Annotated in this window: 17 protein-coding genes; 11 read left to right on the top strand and 6 right to left on the bottom strand. The window is 70.7% G+C overall.

What is annotated here, in order from left to right; translation table 11 throughout:
* Positions 1–73: 73 nt before the first annotated feature.
* Positions 74–2,644, bottom strand: a complete 2,571-nt coding sequence (locus AC507J_RS27035; RefSeq protein WP_496292381.1) for a putative bifunctional diguanylate cyclase/phosphodiesterase — start codon at positions 2,642–2,644, stop codon at positions 74–76.
* A gap of 110 nt (positions 2,645–2,754) precedes the next feature.
* Between AC507J_RS27035 and ilvD the strand changes: the two genes are divergently transcribed.
* The 5 genes from ilvD (at position 2,755) to AC507J_RS27010 (ending at position 7,750) form a co-directional block, all read left to right on the top strand.
* Positions 2,755–4,602, top strand: a complete 1,848-nt coding sequence (gene ilvD, locus AC507J_RS27030) for a dihydroxy-acid dehydratase (protein ID WP_496292379.1) — start codon at positions 2,755–2,757, stop codon at positions 4,600–4,602.
* Positions 4,603–4,726: 124 nt separating this feature from the next.
* On the top strand, positions 4,727–5,329 hold the full coding sequence (locus tag AC507J_RS27025; RefSeq protein WP_496292377.1) for a hypothetical protein: 603 nt from the start codon (positions 4,727–4,729) through the stop codon (positions 5,327–5,329).
* 241 nt (positions 5,330–5,570) lie between these two features.
* Complete coding sequence (locus tag AC507J_RS27020) at positions 5,571–6,371, top strand: YbaB/EbfC family nucleoid-associated protein (protein ID WP_496292375.1); 801 nt, start codon at positions 5,571–5,573, stop codon at positions 6,369–6,371.
* Positions 6,372–6,626: 255 nt separating this feature from the next.
* The gene (locus tag AC507J_RS27015) at positions 6,627–6,959 is read left to right on the top strand and encodes a hypothetical protein (RefSeq protein WP_496292373.1); all 333 of its coding nucleotides are present in this window, start codon (positions 6,627–6,629) and stop codon (positions 6,957–6,959) included.
* A complete protein-coding gene (locus AC507J_RS27010; protein WP_496292371.1) occupies positions 6,956–7,750 on the top strand; it encodes a hypothetical protein in 795 nt (264 codons plus the stop codon). Before AC507J_RS27015 ends, AC507J_RS27010 begins: the two co-directional genes overlap by 4 nt.
* Before the next feature lie 30 nt (positions 7,751–7,780).
* Here AC507J_RS27010 and AC507J_RS27005 read toward each other — a convergent pair whose 3' ends face one another.
* From AC507J_RS27005 to AC507J_RS26985, 5 genes are all read right to left on the bottom strand, one after another.
* On the bottom strand, positions 7,781–9,517 hold the full coding sequence (locus tag AC507J_RS27005) for a SulP family inorganic anion transporter (RefSeq protein WP_496292369.1): 1,737 nt from the start codon (positions 9,515–9,517) through the stop codon (positions 7,781–7,783).
* Positions 9,514–9,852, bottom strand: coding sequence for an ArsR/SmtB family transcription factor (locus AC507J_RS27000; RefSeq protein WP_496292367.1), 339 nt, complete (start codon positions 9,850–9,852; stop codon positions 9,514–9,516). Before AC507J_RS27000 ends, AC507J_RS27005 begins: the two co-directional genes overlap by 4 nt.
* 164 nt (positions 9,853–10,016) lie before the next feature.
* Complete coding sequence (locus AC507J_RS26995) at positions 10,017–10,436, bottom strand: VOC family protein (RefSeq protein WP_496292365.1); 420 nt, start codon at positions 10,434–10,436, stop codon at positions 10,017–10,019.
* Between the two features lie 35 nt (positions 10,437–10,471).
* Positions 10,472–10,876, bottom strand: coding sequence for a helix-turn-helix domain-containing protein (locus AC507J_RS26990; protein ID WP_496292363.1), 405 nt, complete (start codon positions 10,874–10,876; stop codon positions 10,472–10,474).
* Between the two features lie 32 nt (positions 10,877–10,908).
* Complete coding sequence (locus tag AC507J_RS26985) at positions 10,909–12,906, bottom strand: hypothetical protein (protein ID WP_496292361.1); 1,998 nt, start codon at positions 12,904–12,906, stop codon at positions 10,909–10,911.
* Between the two features lie 246 nt (positions 12,907–13,152).
* On the opposite strand from AC507J_RS26985, the gene AC507J_RS26980 reads away from it, so the two are divergent.
* The 6 genes from AC507J_RS26980 to AC507J_RS26955 all read left to right on the top strand — a co-directional run bounded on the left by AC507J_RS26980 (position 13,153) and on the right by AC507J_RS26955 (position 16,104).
* Entirely contained in the window at positions 13,153–14,034 is an 882-nt protein-coding gene (locus AC507J_RS26980) for a helix-turn-helix domain-containing protein (protein WP_496292359.1), read from the top strand.
* Entirely contained in the window at positions 14,027–14,218 is a 192-nt protein-coding gene (locus AC507J_RS26975) for a DUF397 domain-containing protein (RefSeq protein ID WP_496292357.1), read from the top strand. The genes AC507J_RS26980 and AC507J_RS26975 overlap by 8 nt, the downstream gene beginning before the upstream one ends.
* Before the next feature lie 176 nt (positions 14,219–14,394).
* The gene (locus tag AC507J_RS26970) at positions 14,395–14,589 is read left to right on the top strand and encodes a DUF397 domain-containing protein (protein WP_496292355.1); all 195 of its coding nucleotides are present in this window, start codon (positions 14,395–14,397) and stop codon (positions 14,587–14,589) included.
* A gap of 177 nt (positions 14,590–14,766) precedes the next feature.
* A complete protein-coding gene (locus AC507J_RS26965; RefSeq protein WP_496292353.1) occupies positions 14,767–15,027 on the top strand; it encodes a hypothetical protein in 261 nt (86 codons plus the stop codon).
* Positions 15,024–15,725, top strand: coding sequence for a hypothetical protein (locus AC507J_RS26960; protein WP_496292351.1), 702 nt, complete (start codon positions 15,024–15,026; stop codon positions 15,723–15,725). Before AC507J_RS26965 ends, AC507J_RS26960 begins: the two co-directional genes overlap by 4 nt.
* The gene (locus AC507J_RS26955; protein WP_496292349.1) at positions 15,673–16,104 is read left to right on the top strand and encodes a hypothetical protein; all 432 of its coding nucleotides are present in this window, start codon (positions 15,673–15,675) and stop codon (positions 16,102–16,104) included. The genes AC507J_RS26960 and AC507J_RS26955 overlap by 53 nt, the downstream gene beginning before the upstream one ends.
* Positions 16,105–16,242 lie beyond the last annotated feature (138 nt).

Here is a 16,242-nt window from a genome sequence, read left to right as displayed (position 1 = left end):
GGGCCAGCGCACTCTCAGGCGAGGAGAGTGCGCTCAGGTAAGTACTCGCAGCGACCGGTACGACGACATGGGCTCAAGCCTGACGCATCTCATGCGATGAGTCAACTGATCCCACATTTTGGTTAACGGGATTCGGCGTGGCGTACCCCGGCACGCCACCCGCACCCGGCCTGACCTGCTCGGCGACCCCCTCGCCGGGGCGCTGGACCGGCGGCTGACGGCCGGGCACGCGCTCCCCCGACACCGGCTGGCTCGGCGCTCCCGCCGCCGGCTGGCCGCTCGGCACGCCCGCCGCCGGTCCGCTCGGCACGCCCGCCACCGCCTGGCCGCTCGACACGCCCGCCGCCGCCTGGCCGCTCGACACGCCCGCCGCCGCCTGGCCGCTCGGCACGCCCGCCGCCGTCGGCGCCGGGCGGCTCGGTCGGGCACCCGGTGAGGTGGCCGCCTCCAGCATCGCCTCCAGGTGCTCGGCCGGCACGCCCCAACCGAAGAGCGCACCCTGGCCGAAGCGGCAGCCGGCGGCCACCACGGCGGCCAGTTCCGTGCGCGTGGTCACCCCTTCGGCGATCACCTCCAGGCCCAACTGGTGCCCCAACCGCATGACGATGTCGACCATCGGAGCGAAGGCCGGACCGTCGCGCCCGACTGGCCGCACCGGCTCGTGCTCGGCGACCAGCCCGTGGTCGATCTTGAGAATGTCGATCGGCAGCCGGCGCAGCTGCCCCAGCGAGGAGTAGCCGGCGCCGAAATCGTCCAGGGCGATCCGTACGCCGGTCAGCCGCAACGCGGTCAGCCGCCGGATCAGCTCGTCCAGGTCGGTGGCGACCGCGTGCTCGGTGACCTCCAGAACCAGCCGCTGCGGCGGGACGTGGTGGGCGCGCAGCGCCTCGGCGACCTGGACCACGTACTCGGGGGCGTGCAGCTCCCGTGGTGAGACGTTCACCGACACCCAGACGTCGTGCCCCTCGGCCAGCCAACGGGACAGCTGGTGACATGCCTGGTGCAGCACCCAGGCGCCGAGGGTGGAGATCATCCCGCACTCCTCGGCCAGCGGGATGAACTCGTCGGGGCGGACGTTGCCCAGCTCGGGGTGGCGCCAGCGGAGCAGCGCCTCGGCGCCGACCGGGCGTACCGAGGGCAGGGAGGCCACCGGCTGGAAGACCAGGCGCAGCTCGTCGCGTTCGATCGCGCCGCGCAGCTCATGTTCCAGCGTGGTACGCCGACGCAGCAACTGGTCGTAGGCGCCGTCGTACCGCTCGATCCGGTTCTTGCCGCGCTGCTTGGCGTAGCGCAGCGCGAGATCCGCGTGTCGCAGCAGCAGCTCGACGTCGGCCATGTCGGTCCAGCCGGCCAGCCCGATGCTCACCGAGAGGAACACCGCCCCCTCGGGCTGTTCGTAGCCGACGCCGAGCACGCCCAGCAGCCGATCGGCGACCGCGCCCGCCTCGGTCGGGCCACCGTGCATGAGTACCGCGAACTCGTCCCCGCCGAGCCGGGCGGCCAGGTCACCGGGGCGCAGGTTGCCGCGCAGCCGCCGGCCGACCTCGGCCAGCACCGCGTCGCCGACGTCGTGGCCGCGCATGTCGTTTACGTGCTTGAAGCCGTCCAGGTCGAGGCTGAGCAGGATGCAGGGGCCACCCGCCTCGACACACCGGTGCAGCGCCTGCAACAGCCCACGCCGGTTGGCCAGGCCGGTGAGCGCGTCGGTGTGCGCGAGCTGGCGGAAGTGCGCCTCCCGCTCGGCGAGCCGCCGGGCGTAGGCGCGCGCCTCGTGCAGGGTGAGGTACTGCCGGGCCACCAGGGCGAAGCCCTGCACGCTGCCGGCCACGACGCCGAGCGCGTCGAAGCGGCCGTCCTGGAGGAGGTGGTAGATCGCCGAGCCGACCATCGCGGCCATCGGGATCACCGCGTACTCGCCGTCGTGTCGGATCACGTCGATGGCGACCTGACCGGGCGGGTCGATCCGGTGCACGGCAAGCGCGGCGATCAGCAGCCCGCCGGCGAGCGCGACCGCGCTGACCGAGGTCACCACCGGACCGGCCTGGCAGAGCCCGGCCGCCAGGCAGAGTCCGCCGCAGGTCGCCACGGTGATGCCGGCGGCCAGCACGGCGAGGCCGCGCCGGGGCGCCGAGACCCGGAACACCATGATCGCGGCGAGACCGGTGCTCGACGCCGCGCTCACCGAGGCGATCAGGATCGCCGGGCAGGAGGTCGGGGTGGCGTCGCCGAGCAGCCGGGTGGGCTCGGTGAAGAGCACCCAGCCGACGAACCAGAGCGCGGTGCCCACGATCACACCGTCCAGGGCGAGCCGGGCGGCCGAACCCGCCGAGCCGGCCACCCCGGGCATCCGCAACAGACCGAGGCAGAAGAGCAGTCCGCTGACCGCCGTGCCGACCGCGACCACGCTCGGCCAGCCGACCTCCTGCGCCGGCTCGTGCGGCCAGTGCCCGCCCCGGCTCAGCGCGACGACCAGCGCACAGAGCAGTGTGAGCAGGGCGACCGCAGCGGCGACGGCGAGCAGCGCGTACGCCTGACGGTGGGGTGCGGCCCGACGCCGGGCGGCGGCGGCCAGCAGGGCGCCGGCCGCGAGGGCGACCAGCGCGCTCAGCGCGGCGGCGCCGATCAGGCCCGGGGGTGTGTGCACCCCCACAACTTTGCCGGATGAGCGCACGCCGTGGGAGTCGGGTGTGCAACTGGTGGGACACGGCCCGCACGGCTGTCCGGTACCGCCTCGCCGGTGCCAGACTGGTAGCCATGCCTGAGCTGCGGTCGAAGACCTCCACGCACGGTCGGACGATGGCCGGCGCCCGGGCCCTGTGGCGGGCCACCGGGATGACCGACGACGATTTCGGCAAGCCGATCGTCGCCATCGCGAACAGTTTCACCCAGTTCGTCCCTGGTCACGTACATCTCAAGGATCTCGGTGGTCTGGTCGCCGACGCGGTCGCCGAGGCCGGCGGGGTGGGCCGCGAGTTCAACACCATCGCGGTCGACGACGGCATCGCCATGGGCCACGGCGGCATGCTCTACTCCCTGCCCAGCCGGGAGCTGATCGCCGACGCGGTGGAGTACATGGTCAACGCGCACTGCGCGGACGCCCTGGTCTGCATCTCCAACTGCGACAAGATCACACCGGGCATGCTGCTCGCCGCGCTGCGACTCAACATCCCGACCGTCTTCGTCTCCGGCGGCCCGATGGAGGCCGGCAAGACGATGGCGATCGAGGGCATCGTGCACTCCAAGATCGACCTGATCGACGCGATGATCGCCTCCTCGAACGAGGCGGTCACCGACGACCAGCTCGACGCGATCGAGCGCTCCGCCTGCCCGACCTGCGGCTCCTGCTCGGGCATGTTCACCGCCAACTCGATGAACTGCCTCACCGAGGCCATCGGGTTGGCGCTGCCGGGCAACGGCTCGACGCTGGCCACCCACGCCGCCCGCCGGCAGCTCTTCGTCGAGGCCGGCCGCACCGCCGTGGAGATCGCCAAGCGGTGGTACGACCAGGACGACGCCTCGGTGCTGCCCCGGATCGTCGCCTCCCGGGCCGCGTTCGAGAACGCCATCGCCCTGGACGTGGCGATGGGTGGCTCGACAAACACGATCCTGCACCTGCTGGCCGCCGCCCGCGAGGCCGAGCTGGACTTCTCCGTCGCCGACATCGACGAGATCTCCCGCCGGGTGCCCTGCCTGGCCAAGGTCGCCCCGAACTCGCCGCAGTACCACATGGAGGACGTGCACCGGGCCGGCGGCATCCCGGCCATCCTCGGCGAGCTGGACCGCGCCGGCCTGCTCCAGCGGGACGTGCACGCGGTGCACGCTCCCTCGCTGGAGCGTTGGCTGGCCGACTGGGACATCCGCGGCGGCTCGGCCAGGCCAGAAGCGATCGAGCTGTTCCACGCCGCGCCGGGCGGGGTCCGCACCACCGAGCCCTTCTCCACCACCAACCGGTGGTCCACCCTGGACACCGACGCCGCCGGTGGCTGCGTGCGCGACCGGGAACACGCGTACACCGCCGACGGTGGGCTGGCCATCCTCTACGGCAACCTCGCCCCGGAAGGCTGCGTGGTGAAGACCGCCGGGGTGCCCGAGGAGTGCCTGACCTTCCGTGGGCCGGCGAAGGTCTACGAGTCGCAGGACGACGCGGTCACCGCCATCCTGGCCAAGGAGATCGTCGCCGGGGACGTGGTGGTGATCCGCTACGAGGGCCCGAAGGGCGGCCCCGGCATGCAGGAGATGCTCTACCCCACCTCGTTCCTCAAGGGCCGGGGGCTGGGTCGCTCCTGCGCGCTGCTCACCGACGGGCGGTTCTCCGGCGGCACCTCCGGGCTCTCCATCGGGCACGCCTCCCCCGAGGCCGCCTCCGGCGGGCTGATCGCGCTTGTCGAGCCGGGTGACGAGATCGTCATCGACATCCCGGCCCGCTCGATCGAGCTGAACGTCCCGGCCGACGTCCTCGACGCCCGCCGGGTCGCGCAGGAGAAGCGGGACCGCCCCTACACCCCCGTCGACCGCCAGCGCCCGGTCTCCGCCGCGCTGCGCGCGTACGCCTCGATGGCGACCTCCGCCAGCGACGGCGCCTACCGCCGCGTACCTGAGTGAAAGGAAGGGCCCCTTGTTAACGCCTCGTGCATAGCAAGGGCCCCTATTAACAACTGCACTCGCCGTCGCGCTGCCCCGCGAATCGGGGCAGCGCGACGGTGCGCGGAATTGGCATGATCAGCGGGTGACCACCGACAACCGGCACCTGCGACTCTGGCACGGCTTCCGGCACACCCGGGCGGGTCGGCTGACGATCGTGCTGCTCCTCGGGTTACCGGCGCTGGGCTTCGCCGCCTGCCTCGGCACCGTGCTCGCGTGGATCACGATCACGCTGCTCGACGTGGCCGACTTCGGCAGCGCCGACGCGGTGGGACCGTTGCTGTACGGCATTCCCGGACTCTTCGTCGCCGCCATGGCCGGCTGGTGGGTGTGGAGCCTGCTCGCCGTGCTGCGCACGGCCGCCTGGCTGGACGGCACGCGACTGACCGTCCAACGGGTCCGGCCGCGCACCGTCGATCTGGCCACCGCCAACAGCATCGGGCTGCGCCCCACCAACCGCCGGTTCAAGGTGTCGCCGCCCGGCGTGACCGATGACCGCGTCCCCGAACTGCTGGTCGCCGGGCCGGACGGGAGCGTACGCCTTCCGCTGCTTGTCGACACCGGTACGCTGCCGCCCCGCTCCCAGCTGGTCGCACTCGCCGAGGTGCTCGCCACGGTCCAGCGTCCCGGTGCGGCCGAGGTGGCACGGGAGCTGCACGCCCTCGCGAACCGGGCGCCCTGGGGCTGACCGGGAGCAAGGCCTCGACAAACAGACCGAGTCGGCGCGTGGCCGTAACCAGCGAACCGGTGCCGACGCGGCCTCGACCAGCGAGCCGGTGCCGGCGCGGCCTCGACCAGCGAGCCGGTGCCGGCGCGGCCTCGACCAGCGGGCCGCGCACACGTTAGTCGGTGGTGGGGTCAACGGGTCAACGGGTCAACGGGAACAGCGGAGAACTGCTATTTTCGGCCGCACGAAACGGGGGACGATAATGGCTGTCGAAAGTGAACTACGCGCCATGCAGGCCGCCACCGAACAGGCGGCCTGGCAGATGGACACGTCGGACCTCATCGGCGTGGGGCACGACGAGTCCCGCGCCGTACGCGTCGAGGTCGACCAGACCGGCCGGGTCTCCCGGCTGGAGATCGCGCCACGGTGGTCCTCGATGGTCGGCGACGGCCTGGCATCGGCGGTGCTGACGGCGATCCAGGCGGCGGTCGAGGACCGACACACGGCGTGGGTCCGGCGGGTCGAGGAACGCGCGGACGCACCGGCGCCCGACACGGCTAACGGGCCGATGCCCAGGTCCGGCAGCGGGCCGGTGCCCAGGTCCGGCAGTGGGCCGCGGTCCATGACGAGCGGCGGCCCGGCAACGGTCGGTGGTCCGGGAGCCCCACGGTTCGAGTTCGCACCGGCACCGGATGCCGCCGGCCAGTTGGAGATCATGCAGCAGCTGGTGCAGCAGCTCCGGCAGACCCGCGACGAGCTGCGGCGCTACCAGGAAGACCTGCGCGAGCAGAGCCAGCAGGAGATCACCGGACGGTCCGGGGACCACGTCACGGTACGGCTCACCGGCGGGCAGGTCACCGGCGTCGAGTTCGACCAGCGCTGGCTTCGGCAGCGGCCCGCGAGCCAGGCTCTCGCCACCGAGACCCTGCACGCCTGTCGCGCCGCCTACCAGGCCGCCGCCGAGCGTACCGCCGAGACGATGGCGGCGTTCCCCGCGATCACGGCGCTCCAGCCGTCCGGCGACCCGACGGCCCTGTTGCGTCGGCTCGGCCTGCTGGCCTGAACCGCCGCACCTACCCTCGACCGCCGCACCCGACCCTCGGACCCACCGCACCCGGCAGTCGACCCGCCGCACCCATCCCCGACCCCCTGCACCCATCCCCTACCCACCGCACCCGACCCTTGGCCCGGCGTGCCCAACGCCACGATCGGCCGTACCCGACCCCCGACCGGCCGCATTCGATCCGTGGCCACGCCGAGCCCAACCGCGAGATCCGTGGCCGCGCCGAGCCCAACCGCGAGATTAGGAAGGAGAGCCGTGACCACACCGGACAGTGAAGTCGTCGAAGTCGCGTTGGAGGCGCTCGCCACGGATGCCCGCGCCTGGCGCAAATCGGCCTTGGTGCTCCAGCGGGCCGCCCAGGCCGCGAACTCCTACACGCTTACCAACTTCCACATGGGTTACCTGGCCGACCTGGTCGACGTGACCAGCAGGTACGCGGAGGTCCAGGCTTTGGCGGTACGTCTGCTCAGCGAGGGCACGGCGGCGATGAACGAGTTCGCCGAGGTGCTGGACCAGGTGGCCGAGGACTACCTGGCCACCGACACCGCTTCGGCCGGCGAGTTCGTGACGATCGAGGGGCCCCGATGACCGCGCCAGGTGCCAGCGCCTTCGAGGCCGCCTTCGAGGAGAAGCTGACCGAGATCAACGAGCTGCTTGACGAGATCCAGCAGCTCATCACCGACGTCTCCACTGAACTGAACAAGACCATGCGCAAGCTTCCGGCGCCGGTGTGCTGGGCCATCAGCAGGGCGTGGGACCTCTTCCTGCCGCAGGCGAACAAGTACTTCGACCGGATGCAGGAGTTCATCGCCGCCCCGGGCTATCCGCCCGCGCTGTTCCGGCTCGGCGACTACTGGGAGACCCAGGTGGGCACCCCGGTCAGCGGGGAACAGCAGGTCGTCTCGGCCTTCGGCATGAAGGCCGACGACAAGTGGACCGGCTCGGCCGCCTCGGCCTACAAGGACTCGGCCGAGGCGCAGGCGCGGGCGGTAGGGACGATCAAGCCGCTGGCGGAACGCATCCAGAACGTCCTCAACGACCTGGCCTGGGGCATCATCGCGTTCTGGGCGGCGCTGATCATCGCCGCGGGGACGTTCGTGGTGGGCATGGCGGGTGCCCTCGGCCTGGCCGCCTCGGTCTTCGGCGCGCCCGCCGCCCCGGTCGACGCGGGTGCCACCGTCGCCGCCGTGGTGGGTCTGCTGGGCGCCGCCGTGCTTGCCTACATCGCCTACGCGGAGAAGATCCAGGGCAGCATGTCCACCATGCAGCAGGCGCTAAACGACAACGGCGGGCTGGTCGTGCAGGGCGGCCAGGGTTCCTGGCCCCGGGTGGACGGCAGCACCTACGACGGCACGGGTCGCTGGCGGGTCAACTACTGAGCCTTCGCCGGCAGCTGTCGACGATCGCCTTCAGCTACGCGACGCAGCGCCGCCACCCGCCCCGCAGCCAGCAGGGCGGGCACCGGGCACGAGGGTGCGGGCGTACGCGATGGCGGTCGGCGTGTCGGGGAAGACCAGGCCGTCGCGGCGCAACTGGTCGGCCACGCCGACGGCGTCCAGCACCTCGTCGTGGCCGGGCACGATGCCGGAGAGCAGTACCGTGATGCCGCGTCCCTGAAGTCGGCGGATGGCGTCGCCGAGCACATGCGCGCCGGTGGCATCGATAGCGGACACCCGGGACATCCGCAGGATTACCACTCGCACGTCGGCGACGTCGGAGAGCCGCAGCAGGAAGTTGTGCGCGGCGGCGAAGAACAGTGGCCCGTCGAGCCGGTAGGCGACGATGTGCTCGGCGAGCAGCGCCTGTTCCTCGGCGGTGTGTTCGCTGGCGTCGAGTGGGACCTGTTCCAACCGGGCCGAGCGGGCGACCGCGCGCAGCGCCACCACGACGGCCACGCCGACCCCGACCGCCACGGCGGTGACCAGGTCCCAGATCACGGTCACGGCGAAGGTGAGCACCAGCACCAACGCGTCGCCCCGGGTGGCGCGCGCCAACGCCCACAGCGACGCCGCCTCGACCATCCGTACCGTGGTCGCCAGCAGCACCCCGGCGAGCGCCGCGAGAGGGATCCGGCCGACAAGCGGTGCGGCGGCCAGCACGATACCGGCCAGGGCCAGCGCGTGGGTCAGCGCGGCCAGTCTCGACACCGCGCCGGCCCGCACGTTGACGGCGGTACGCGCGATCGCCGCGGTTGCCGGGATGCCGCCGAAGAGCGGGGAGGCCAGGTTCGCCAGACCCTGCCCGAACAGTTCGCGGTCAGGGTCGTGCCGCTGACCGACGGTCATCCCGTCCGCGACGGTGGCCGAGAGCAGACTCTCCAGCGCGGCCAGCGCCGCCACCGCCAACGCGGCCGGCAGCAGCACGCCCACCGCGCCGAGGTCGAGAAAGTCCAGCGACGGCGCCGGCAACGTCTGCGGCAAGGCGCCGATCCGGACCAGATCGGCCGGTACCAGTTCGGCGAGCACCGTGGCGGCGGCCACGGCCAGCAGCGAGAACGGCACGTTGGGGCGCCAGCGCGCACCGAGCAGCAGGACCGCCGCGACGCCGAGCGCCACCAGCACCGGTTCCGGTCGCGGGTGTACGACGAAACGGGCGACCGCCTCGCCCGCCACCGCCCACACCCGCTCGCCGTGCACGTCGGTCACGCCGAGCGCGGCCGGCACCTGTTGCAGGGCGATCACCACCGCGATACCGGCGGTGAAGCCCTCGATCACCGGCATCGGCAGGTACCGGACGTACCTGCCGATGCGGGCGATGGCCAGTGCGATCAGCATCAGCCCGGCCAGCGCACCGACCATCAGCACGCCGGGCGCCCCGAACTGCGCCACGATCGGCACCAGCACCACGGTCATCGCGCCGGTCGGGCCCGAGACCTGGAGGTTCGACCCACCGAAGACGGCCGCCACCGCGCCGGCCACCACGGCGGTGATCAGACCGGCCTCCGCGCCGAGGCCGGAGGTGACGCCGAAGGCGAGCGCCAGCGGGAGCGCGACGACGGCCACGGTGAGCCCGGCCACCAGGTCCCGCCGGGGTGCCCGACGTACCGCCTGCCAGTCAGCGCGATTCGGCAGCAGGACGAGGAGGCGACGCCCGATGGTGGTCGCGGCCGGGTGGCTGCCGCCGGCGGGCGGGGCCTGGGCGCTCACCGGCTCGGTCCGTCAGCTCGCAACTCGTCAAGCAGTGCGTCCCGGTCGGTGAGCACCGCGCCGAGGATCCGCCGGCCGGCGGCCAGCAGGTCGGCGACGTCGGGGGTGCTCAGCGCGTACATCACCAGGGATCCGTCGCGGTACGAGGTGACCATGCCGGCCCGGCGCAGCACGGCAAGTTGCTGGGAGAGATTCGACGCCTCCACCTCGATGGCCGCGAGCAGGTCCCGTACCGGTTTGGGACCGTCCTGGAGCAGCTCCAGCACCCGGATGCGGACGGGATGCCCGAGCGTGCGGAACAGCTCGGCCTTCGCCTGATACAGCGGCACGGACACGCGTCAGTCTCCTCCCGGCGCCACGGACGGCACGGTGAAGACTTTAACACTTGCAGAATTCTTCAATTCAGCGACTGGTCATCCGCTCGCCCGGCCGAGCCGCCATCACCGGCCGCCCGGCCGCCCCGCCGTCACCGCTCGCCCGGCCGTCCCGCCGTCACCGGTCAGGCCCGCTCGAACATCTGGCCGATCCGGATCCGGTTGCCGAACGGATCGCGGATGCCAAAATCGATCCCGTACGGCCGTTCCATCGGCTCGTCGGTGATGTCCACGCCCTTGGCGACCAGTTCCTCGTACGTCTTCTGGGCGTCATCGGTGGTCATGAAGAGGAAGCCACCCGCGGCGCCCTTGGTGAGCAGTTCGCGGACCTGTTCGGCGGTGGCCGGGTCGAGGTTGGGCGGGCCCGGCTTCTCCAGCAGGATCTCGCGCTTCGGGTCGCCGGGCACGTTTACCGTGAGCCAGCGCATGAAGCCGAGATCCTGATCGGTGTTCAACTCCAGGCCGAGCTTGCCGATGTAGAAGTCGAGCGCCTCGTCCTGGTCGAGGACGTAGATCTGGGAGCGGCTGATCGCGTTCATCGTCATGCCGAGAACGCTAGTTCAACGCTTTGACCTGCTGCTTATCCAAAACTGCTCGGTCTGGTCCAGGCCTTGGTGAAGCAGCTCGGCACCGGCGCGGCGGGCACCGTCCGCCGCTTACGGTAGTCGCTGGGCGACTCGCCGACGATCTGCCGGAAGGTACGACTGAAGGTACCGAGACTGCCGAACCCGACGGCATGGCAGATTTCCGTCACGTCCTGCTCGGTGTGCAGGAGGAGGTACATGGCCCGCTCTACCCGACGTCGTTGCAGGTAGCGGTGCGGAGTCTCGCCGAAGGTCGCCCGGAAGGTGCGGATGAAGTGCGCCGGGGAGACGTGCGCGATCCGCGCCAGCGTCGGAATGTCGAGCGGGTCCGCGTACGCCCGGTCCATCGCGTCCCGGGCGCGCAGCATCGCCCGGTTCGTCTCCTCGACCGCCCGGCTCACCCTGCCCCCTTCCCCCCGCGACACGACCATGTCTACCAGCTTGGCGGCTCCAGCTCGGTGAGCAGACGTACGCCCTCGTCATCGTGCAGGTGCAGGGCGCAGCCGGCGCGGGTGAAGCGGACGGTCAGGATCTGCCCGGCGTGCCGGGCGGCCAGCCGCAGCAGCACCGGCACCGGGTCGGCGGGCAGATCACTCGGCCCGGCATCCGGCGTCGGGATCGGGATGGCCGGGTCGACCGGCACCGCTTCGGCGACCGTGTCCGGCAGGCATTCGACGCACCAGGCGAGCGCCGCTTCCAGGGTCGGGCGGTACGGCCACTCGTCCGGGCGGACCGGGGCGTCGCGCGGTCGCAGCTCGACCGACCAGCGCAGCCCGTCGAGGCGCAGCGGATCATCGGCGTTGTGCCGCAGGTCGCAGAGGCTGACCTCAAGCGCCAGGTCCAGGCCGAGCGCGAGCCGGATCAGCTCGGTCACCGGCGGGGCGTCGGGGCGTACCGCTGTCACGATCAACCGGGCTGCGGGCTGGCCCCGGCCGGCGACGCGTACCTGCTCGGCCACCGGGTCGGCACCGGCCCAGGGCAGCGTGACGTACCCGCCGCGCAGGTCCGCCTCGATCTCGTGCCCGCCGTCGGCCTCGGCCAGGTCCTCCGGGCGTACGCCGAGAATCGGTGCCCAGGCGGCGAGCCGGTAGCGGTCGGGCAGCCGGACCACCGGCTTGCCGCCGGGCTGCGTGGCGGCGAGCGTGACCTCCTCCGACGTGCCGGCGTGCCAGGTCAGGTGCACCACCCGGTGCCGCAGGTCGGTGAGCGTGATTGTCACCGCCTCGTACAACCGGTGGGTGTCGTCGCAGCTGAAGCAGGCCAGCGCGGACGGGCGCAGGCCGACGCCCCGACAGTGCGGGCAACCCACCTCGGCGGTACGACCACCGAGCCGGCAGTCGCAGCTGCGCAGCCGGCTGCCGGGCACGCAGTCCGGGCAGGGCCGCCAGCCGATCTCGGCACCGAGCCAGGACGGGTCGGGCGGGGTGAATCCGCGCCGCAACGGCACCCGCACCCGGCGGACGACCTGACCGGTGGGCTGCTCCACAAGCGTCTCGACCGGATCGCCGTCGCGCAGGCTGCTGTGCCACCAGCGCCCGTCCCGCCAGATCGCCTGCGCACCGGGCAACTCGACACCCTCGACCGGGTCGACACGGTCGGCGAGGATCCGCCGTTCCAGCTGGTCCACGTCGACGGTGGGCACGGCGGGCGGGCGTGGCCGGTCAGGCTGCACCAGCCGGGCGGCGACACCCCGCCCCCGCTCGGCGAGCCCGGCGAGCGCGTCGGTCACGTCGGTGCCGACAAGCGCCTGTGGCAGGTCGAGCCGCCCGGTCCGGAACATCGGCACCGGCGAGCCGGGCACCTCGTACCGGACGTCCCAGCCCAGCCCCTCTCCGCGTACCTCGATCACCAGGTCGAGCAGGAGCAGGTCGGCCAGCGCGCAGAGCCGGGTCAGCCGGTCGGCCGGGTCGACCGGCGGCGCTTGTTGGCTGCGGCCGAGGAACAGCCGCCAGGGCATGTTGTCGAGCCCCGCGACGACCTGGGCCTCCAGTTCCAACCGCTGCACGGCCGGCGCGTCGGGTCGCCACTGCGGCGGCAACCACAGCGTCAGTGTTTCGTCGGTGACGGTCGCGCCGACGCTGGCGGCCAGCTCACGTACCTTCCGGCCCAGGTCGACCACCCAGCCGGATTGCGTCCGCTCGGGGTCGAGGCCGCCGGGCACGACACCGTGCGAGGCGACCGCGCCGGTGTCCAGGTTGGCCACGCTGAGCACCAGCTGCGCCCGCCGCCGCCCGCGCCGTTTGCAGCGATGACAGGGGTACGCGACACTGCCCGCGCCCCGGCACTGCTCACAATCCCGGTACGCCTCCCGACGCTCGGGCGAGGCTGCCGCTGTTTCCTCGGCCAGGAACCGGTCACCGAAGCTGATGCACCGGCAGGGCAGTAGCTGAAAGGTCGTCCCGTCACAGTCCGGGCAGGTTATGACGGTCACCGCTCACCCGCCGGCTTTCCGTTGGTGCACTGTGGCGGTGAAAAGAATGCGCGCACGGGTTGGCACCACCCCTTCTGGGCTCGGAATTGACGTCGCAGTCATCGCCGTTGTCAGACTCATCTTGTAGGGTCGAGAAAGCCATCACAATGAATGTCGCGTCATACTGATCAACTGCTTGATCGCACCAATTCCGAGTTCCACCTTCGCCGTCAGGATGTTGCAAAACCCAACAGGAAGGAGGGTGCGATGGCCGAAGACATGGGGTCGACAGTGCCCCGACGCCAGCTCGGCAGGACCCTGCGTGACCTGCGCACCGAGGCCGGCATCACGCTCGACGCCGCCGCCGAGGCGCTGGAGTGCAGCCGACAGAAGGTGTGGCGGATCGAGAGCGGCCTCGGCTCGGTACGCGGCGTCGACGTACGCGCCATGTGCGACCTGTACGCCGCCCGTGGCGAACTGACCCGCGCGCTCACCGCGCTGGCCGCCGAGACGAGAGCGAAAGGCTGGTGGCACGCCTACGGCGACGCCATCCCCGACTGGTTCGAGCTGTACGTCGGCCTCGAAGACGCGGCGTGCCAACTCCGCTTCTTCAACGAGGCAATGCTGCCGGGATTGCTGCAACAACGGGACTACGCGCTCGGCGTCTACCAGCACCGCACGGAGGTGGGCAACGAAGAGCGGGAACGGCTCGTGCAGGTCCGACTCCAGCGCCAGTCCCTGCTCACCCGCCGGATGCCCGCGCCTCCAACGCTGGACGTAATCATCTCTGAGTCGGCGCTGCTGCGCACGGTCGGCAGCCCTGAGACCATGACAAGTCAGCTGCACCACCTGCTGACGATCTCCGAGACGCCAACCGCTTCAATCCGAGTCCTGCCGCTCACGGCTGGGTTGCATCGTGGCGTGGAGGCAGGCTCCTTCGTGATGCTCAACTTCCCGCTCAAGAACCGCGCGACTCCTGAACCGCCAGTGATCTACAGCGAGTCGTGGACGGGCGCTCTCTACCTCGATCGCCCCGAAGAGTTCGCTGCCTACGAAAAGGTATGGGCGAGCCTGGAACAGCTCGCCCTTGATGAAGCACAATCAAGACACCTGATTAACAAGATCATCGGGGAGGTCCACCATGGTTGATCTGACCGGCGCTCGCTGGCGCAAGAGCACCCGCAGCGGCAGCAACGGCGGCGAGTGTGTCGAGGTAGCCGACAACCTGCCCGGCATCATCGCCGTACGCGACAGCAAAAACCCGCACAGCTCTTCCCTCACCTTCACCCCCACCGCCTGGGCCACCTTCGTCAAGGCCACCAAAGCTCGCTGATCGGCCCGAGATGCCTCACCTGAAAGTGGGACAGCTTCCGAGCGCCGCCGTCTGACCCCTTCACGAGTAGCGGGTCTGGGTGCATCTGTTGTTGCTATCACGACAACAGATGCACCCAACGAGCACCATACCGACGTCAAGAGCAACTGATCGAGAAGTGATCGAGGAGGCTCACCATGGTTGACCTGACGGGTGCGCGCTGGCGCAAGAGCACCCGTAGCGCGGGCAACGGCGGCGAGTGTGTCGAGGTCGCCGACAACCTGCCCGGCATCATCGCCGTACGCGACAGCAAAAACCCGCACAGCTCTTCCCTCACCTTCACCCCCACCGCCTGGACCGCCTTCCTCACGTCCACCCGCAAGAGCCGCTGACATTCGAAGCGCAACCGGCCAAGGACCGTGGACAGGTTCTGTCAGCGGACCTGTCCACGGGCTGCTCGGTTGCACAAGCCCTGAGTTCCGCAGGCGGTGCTCACACCGTCTCCCTCAGCGGGGCTGCCTCCCTCAGCGGGGCTGCGCTGGACTGTCCCGTTCGGATACCGTCCTCGCGTGGCAATCGGTGACGTCAAGGCCACCATCCGACGCGGCAACCAGTCGCTCAACGATGCCGAGAAGAGCGTTGAGATGGCCAGCGCCCAGCTGCGCGACGCCTCCGCCTTGGCCGTCGCCACTCTTCACGACAGCCAACGCGAGGAGGCGGAGGAAGCCAGGCAGGCGCTGCTCGCCGCAGCTCGCGAGGTTGAGCTGACTCTGCGCCGAATCAACGCTGCCAGGGAGCACGCCGAGGCATATTTGGGCGTTATCGGATGAGCGCGCTGGACGCAGCGGTGTCGCAGCTACGTCAGGTGATCGAGACTCTTCAAGGTGCCGCCATCGTCGCTCGGCGCGCGCAGGAGGACGCCCATCAGGCCACCACCCACTACACGGAAGCAGCGCGCGGCACGAGCCATCCTGACCTCACTGGCGCCATGCACGAAAGCGAGGCGGCGAGGGCGAAAGCCGTCAGACTCGCCAATCTCATCAGCAAGGCAGCTGACAGGGTTGCCGCCTACTCGAACGCAGTAGTTCCCGGCTCTGCCCCCCAGACACCCGCCGAGGGTGCCATGCCCTCGGGCGAGAGGCTGCTCACCGAGAGCGTCGAACGCGAATCCAGTCGACGGAACGTCGGGGCCTTCCTGAGTACGATGACCCGGAACGCCGAGGACCTTCAGGACAACACCCAGAAGACTGTGAGCGCAGCGCGGGAAGCCTTCAATTTCATCCGAGGCCCAGAAGGCCCGACAGGAACGCAGGCCGGCACCACTACACCGAACGCCAGCCCAACCCTGGGCCAACGTCTCGCCAACGAGGCACCGGACACCGCTGGGCACCTGGTCGTGGTTGGACTGGTGGCGGGCATCGCCGTCCACCGCTCCGTCGTGTCGATCCGCAAAGGAATAGCGAGGTTACGAAACCGTGAGCGTACGGACGGAATTCAGCGACCTGATCCGCGCGATGGCGCGTCGTGACTGGGGCACGGTCGACCAGATCCTGGACGGCTTGGAAACGACCGGTTGGCGCGGCGGCAGCCAGGTGATCGGCGCGGCTTTCGCCATCGCAATCAACGACCGCTTCACCGCCAACCCCTCGCCGACCGACGTGGCTCGGTTCGTAGCCGAGACACGATCGCAGTTCCCGGACGCGCAGTCGCTTCCCACGTTGGAGATGGAAGGACTCGTCCGGGCAGCGCTCGGCGAGGTCGGGCTGATCGAGAACCTCAACCCCGAGACGGCGCTCCAGATGCAGATTGTCCTCCTCGGGAAGCTGCTCCAGGACCGCGACCAAGACGAAGCGCAGCTTGAAGAGTTCATCGCCGATGTGGAACGGACCGCAGCCGACTACCTGTAGCTGCCGGGGCCGCGACCCGCACCCAACTCCGAGGCTGTCCGCCCGACTACGCGCGCGACCAGCCGCACGCCCGCTGCTGCTCTGCGGGTACTCCGTTGTGACATCGTGTAGTCACTGGGTTCAGCTGTTTCGCGCGGA

Source organism: Micromonospora sp. PRAS1 (genome assembly GCF_059553435.1).
Note: the sequence above shows the minus strand (reverse complement) of the source record. Positions and strands in the feature narration are given on the sequence as shown.